The sequence below is a fragment of the Hydromonas duriensis genome (genome assembly GCF_004363775.1).
Taxonomy (GTDB): domain Bacteria; phylum Pseudomonadota; class Gammaproteobacteria; order Burkholderiales; family Burkholderiaceae; genus Hydromonas; species Hydromonas duriensis.
On record NZ_SNZE01000052.1, the window covers coordinates 1 to 3,863 of the forward strand.

Sequence of the window (3,863 nt, forward strand, 5' to 3'; positions counted from 1 at the left end):
CGATACTCGTCGCGATTTACAGGGTTTGCTGACTCGCAGACTTTTGAGAGGTTAGTGCGCTTTGTTTTATATACTCCAAGTTTAATTCGATAACCGCAGAATTATAGCCCTTGAACAGTCAACGCAACAGAACCTGTTGAGGCGTTGGCAGGTGCGTTTATCATGATGTGATTGTAATTCATGTGCCACCATGATATCACTTAAAACCCTATTTTTATAAACGCCAACCGTCAGGCAATTGTGTCGTGAGGCGTTGCCAATCCACACCTTGAATCAACCACTGCCATTCTGTTACAGACAACTCAAAAGTCGAGTCACCAACACGCGGCCAAACGAACGAACCTTGATGCAAACGACGCATACAAAGCCAAACACCGTTACCATCCCACACCGCAATCTTAATGCGCGTGTGCCTGCGGTTACTAAAAATGAATGCAGTGCCCGCATCAGGCATCCGACCCAATTGGCTTTGTAACCAAGTCGACAAACCATCAGCTCCGCGACGCATGTCCATCGGCTCAATAACACACAGCAATGATTCACAGTGAATCATGCCAAACTCTTGAGCAATTCAGCCAACCATACCGCTTGTGGTGGATACGAACATTCGAGTATGATGCCGCTATGGAGCACAAGTTTCATTTGCCCAGCGGACGGACTATGATTGGCTTGAACACGTACTGGAATAATAGAGGCAGGTTGAATAGACGATTGTTTGCACCCGCCATTCGATTGTGGGACTTTGTTCTGACGAACCTTATTGACCCATTGCGATAGCTGTTTGCGCGACAAGCCTTGGCGTTTGGCATATTCAACTTGTGACAATCCACTCGCTTGCCATTCTTTGACTCGGTTGACCCATATTGCCCGATAGCTGTCTTTGGGCATCCCGCGTGTCGGGTTCTGATGCACTGGCTTCAATGTACGCTCCTTTGATTTTTAGAGCGCACAATATCTCACGTCATTTGGACTCTTTCAAGATGGCTGCGCCAGACGCTTACAAAACTTTAGGATTGATGAGCTGTTGCCAATTCGAATAGTCAATTGATTTCTGGGTGGCTAGACTTTACGCTTACTATTCAAAGCCGACAAACACAACTCTGTCGTCATGCGTTTGTCAATGGCGTAGCCTACAATTTCACGTGTGAACAAGTCTTTGACACCAGCCGACCAACCTGCCATACACATGTTACTTTTTACTTGCAAAACTGGAGGCGACCATATAGTCCATATCATTGTTTACTAATCTATTACAGGCATGACACCATTTACCAGAAAAATCTCTTCAATTTCTGGTGTGACTTTAGGTGCCTTTGCTCCTGTTCTTACTTTCACTAATCCCACAGTGTACAGACCATCATTTTCTGAAATACTATCAAAATAGTTAGGGTTCTCAAGTTTTTTTTGATTCAGAAATTCTAAAAACAACTCAAAAGTCTTAAATGTTTTAGATGGCTTACCTGTTGCGGCGCGTTAAAATCTGACCATCAAAGGGTATGAAATAGCGTTCAAAATTGACCAGGTAATCCACTAAAAACAGCTCGTTTTGATAAACTTATCCACAAGCGCAATTTAATTTGCGCTTTTATCCCCCTGGTCAAATTTCAACGCGCACAGATGGTCAATTTTACTCGCGCCACAACACACATAGGTCTGATCGATAATGTATTGAAATATTGTTTCCAGCTCTAATTTAAGAGTGATTCTTAAATTAGAGTTTATTCTTATTGAATGTTATAATTTAGTCCCAAATATAGCGCATTATATTTGGGACGTTTTTATATGTTTTTTAAAAAGAAGCTTAATTGAGACGAAAAGTAGCTATTTATTGCCGTTTATCCTCTATCGAAACATCTTGCGAGCAAGAGGTGCTTGATTTACGCTTGTATGCGGAATGCTGTGGTTATGATGTTGTTGGTGTATGGAAAGAAGCGGTTTCAGAAAAAAGCAATCAGTACATGCAGCGGAATAACATAATGGCATTAGCAAAAGTGGGTTCTATTGATGTCATACTAGTAAAAAAGTTAAGTCGTTGGTGCAATAGCATAATGGATTTAACAGCTTCTGTACAAGTACTGAACAACTGTGGAGTGTCTTTAATGGCGCAAAACGGCTTGCAATTTGACTTGGAATCGTCAGAGGGCAAGTTAATGTCCTCTATGATGTCGGCTTTAGCTGATTTTGAGAGTGATTTGTTAAGTGAGCGGGTACGTTCAGGTATTTTGGAAGCTCAAGCTCGTGGTGTCGTTTTTGGTCGACGCAAGGGGCAGCGTTTTAAATCCGATAGCTTAGCCCCAAAGGTTTTAGAATTAGTTGAGAATGGACACTCTTACCGACAAGTTGGTCTGATGTTAAATATAAGTAAGAACACGGTTTTAGATATTGTAAAACGCAATCGCATTAACAATCTTTAATGCGTTAATTTATGGCAATTTTTTCCGCAATCTATCTTTATAAAAAGGATTTTCATGAGTCACACTGAACTTAAAAAACCTGAAGGTTGGTTTTGGGGCCATATTTTTTCAGTTTTATTCCTTAACTTTTCTTATGAGTCCCGTTTCTTCTGGTGGGGGAAAAGTGATTTGTGGAGTTGCAAGCAAGTTGTACCGTTTAGGTTTTTAAAACTTTACATGGTTGAGTTTTTAGCTATGTCTACCAAAGCTACTTTATTTATGGTTTTCTATACCATACTTGTTGTTTTTGGTTTTTTACCGTTTGAAAACCTTATGCTGGGAATAGTTGCATTGGTTCTTTTTTCGCTAACTTTTTCTCTGTTAGCAGCAATTATAGATTATTTTTCGATTATGAAAAATCGGTGACTTTTTTCAAGGCGATATAAAGATGAACAAGAGGTTTTGTAAAAATAATTTTGAATTTTTCTTGGGTTGGGGATACACGCGAGGTCTAGGTTCTAAATCTAATAATCGATTTGTTTCTTTTATATCTGCATTATCAATATTGGGGATATTTTTAGGTGTTGCTGCGTTAATTATTGTGTTGTCCGTTACCAATGGTTTTCAACGCGAAGTGAGGGAACGAATGTTGTCGGTCGTGCCTCATGTACAAGTCTATCCTGCACCTGATTCGCCCGCTGGCTGGGAGTTGACGCTGTCTCAAAGTATTGAAAAAAATAAAGAGGTGGTTGGTATTGCCCCCTACATGAGTAGCCAGTCTATTTTTTTGCAAGATGGCGAGATGGTTGGGGTGAAGGTCGAAGGAATCGACCCAATGCAGGAGGGTAAAGTCTCTGAAGTGCCGAAAAAAATCATTCAAGGTCGTTTGGATGACTTGAAAGAGGGCGAGTTTAATATTGTTTTGGGTATTGAATTGGCTCGTCGGCTTGGTTTAGAAATTAAAAAAGATACTTTTTCATTAGGTGAACCTGTAACTTTGTTGATGCCTGAAACGAATTTTCATACTAACGAGCAGTCCCCGCGTTTGTTTTCCTTTAATGTGGTTGGTATCTTAAATACAGGACATTTTGAAATAGATAAATCTTTCGCCTATGTTCATGTTAACGATGCCAAAAAATTATTTCATGAAGGCAATATGGGCTTGCGAGTAAAGCTCAAAGACATGGATCAAGCCAAAACGGTCAGTCGTTGGATTGAAGACAACGCCAGCCAACCTGTGCTCACACAAGATTGGACTTCGATTAATCCCGCGTGGTTTTCCGAATTGCAAAGTTTTAAAGTCATGATTTCAATTATCTTGTTCATTATTACTATCGTGGGTGGATTTAGCTTAGTTTCTATGCTCGTTATGACTGTCAATGATAAGCAGGCAGACATTGCCATTTTGCGAACACAAGGTGCATCGCGCCGCAGTATCATGCATATTTTTATGATTCAAGGGGCACTAAT

7 protein-coding genes are annotated in these 3,863 nt (G+C 40.4%); 3 read left to right on the top strand and 4 right to left on the bottom strand.

The genetic code is table 11. The annotated features are described in order from the left end of the window. Nucleotides 1–214 precede the first annotated feature (214 nt). From tnpB to DFR44_RS11500, 4 genes are all read right to left on the bottom strand, one after another. Entirely contained in the window at nt 215–553 is a 339-nt protein-coding gene (gene tnpB / locus DFR44_RS11060; protein WP_133621626.1) for an IS66 family insertion sequence element accessory protein TnpB, read from the bottom strand. Beyond that, nucleotides 550–912, bottom strand: a complete 363-nt coding sequence (gene tnpA / locus DFR44_RS11065; RefSeq protein WP_425459570.1) for an IS66 family insertion sequence element accessory protein TnpA — start codon at nt 910–912, stop codon at nt 550–552. Before tnpA ends, tnpB begins: the two co-directional genes overlap by 4 nt. A gap of 147 nt (nt 913–1,059) precedes the next feature. Beyond that, on the bottom strand, nt 1,060–1,182 hold the full coding sequence (locus DFR44_RS11730; RefSeq protein WP_281275640.1) for a hypothetical protein: 123 nt from the start codon (nt 1,180–1,182) through the stop codon (nt 1,060–1,062). 60 nt (nt 1,183–1,242) lie between these two features. Continuing rightward, nucleotides 1,243–1,428: a hypothetical protein gene (locus tag DFR44_RS11500; protein ID WP_162845259.1), complete on the bottom strand. Its 186-nt coding sequence runs from the start codon at nt 1,426–1,428 to the stop codon at nt 1,243–1,245. Between the two features lie 377 nt (nt 1,429–1,805). Here DFR44_RS11500 and DFR44_RS11070 point away from each other — a divergent pair, with 377 nt between their 5' ends. From DFR44_RS11070 to DFR44_RS11080, 3 genes are all read left to right on the top strand, one after another. Beyond that, entirely contained in the window at nt 1,806–2,414 is a 609-nt protein-coding gene (locus DFR44_RS11070; protein ID WP_133621628.1) for a recombinase family protein, read from the top strand. Between the two features lie 54 nt (nt 2,415–2,468). Then, nucleotides 2,469–2,819 (top strand): hypothetical protein, encoded by a 351-nt coding sequence (locus DFR44_RS11075; RefSeq protein ID WP_133621629.1) that lies wholly within the window; start codon nt 2,469–2,471, stop codon nt 2,817–2,819. A gap of 22 nt (nt 2,820–2,841) precedes the next feature. Next, a partial coding sequence (locus DFR44_RS11080) for an ABC transporter permease (protein ID WP_133621630.1) occupies nt 2,842–3,863 on the top strand: 1,022 nt, incomplete at its 3' end.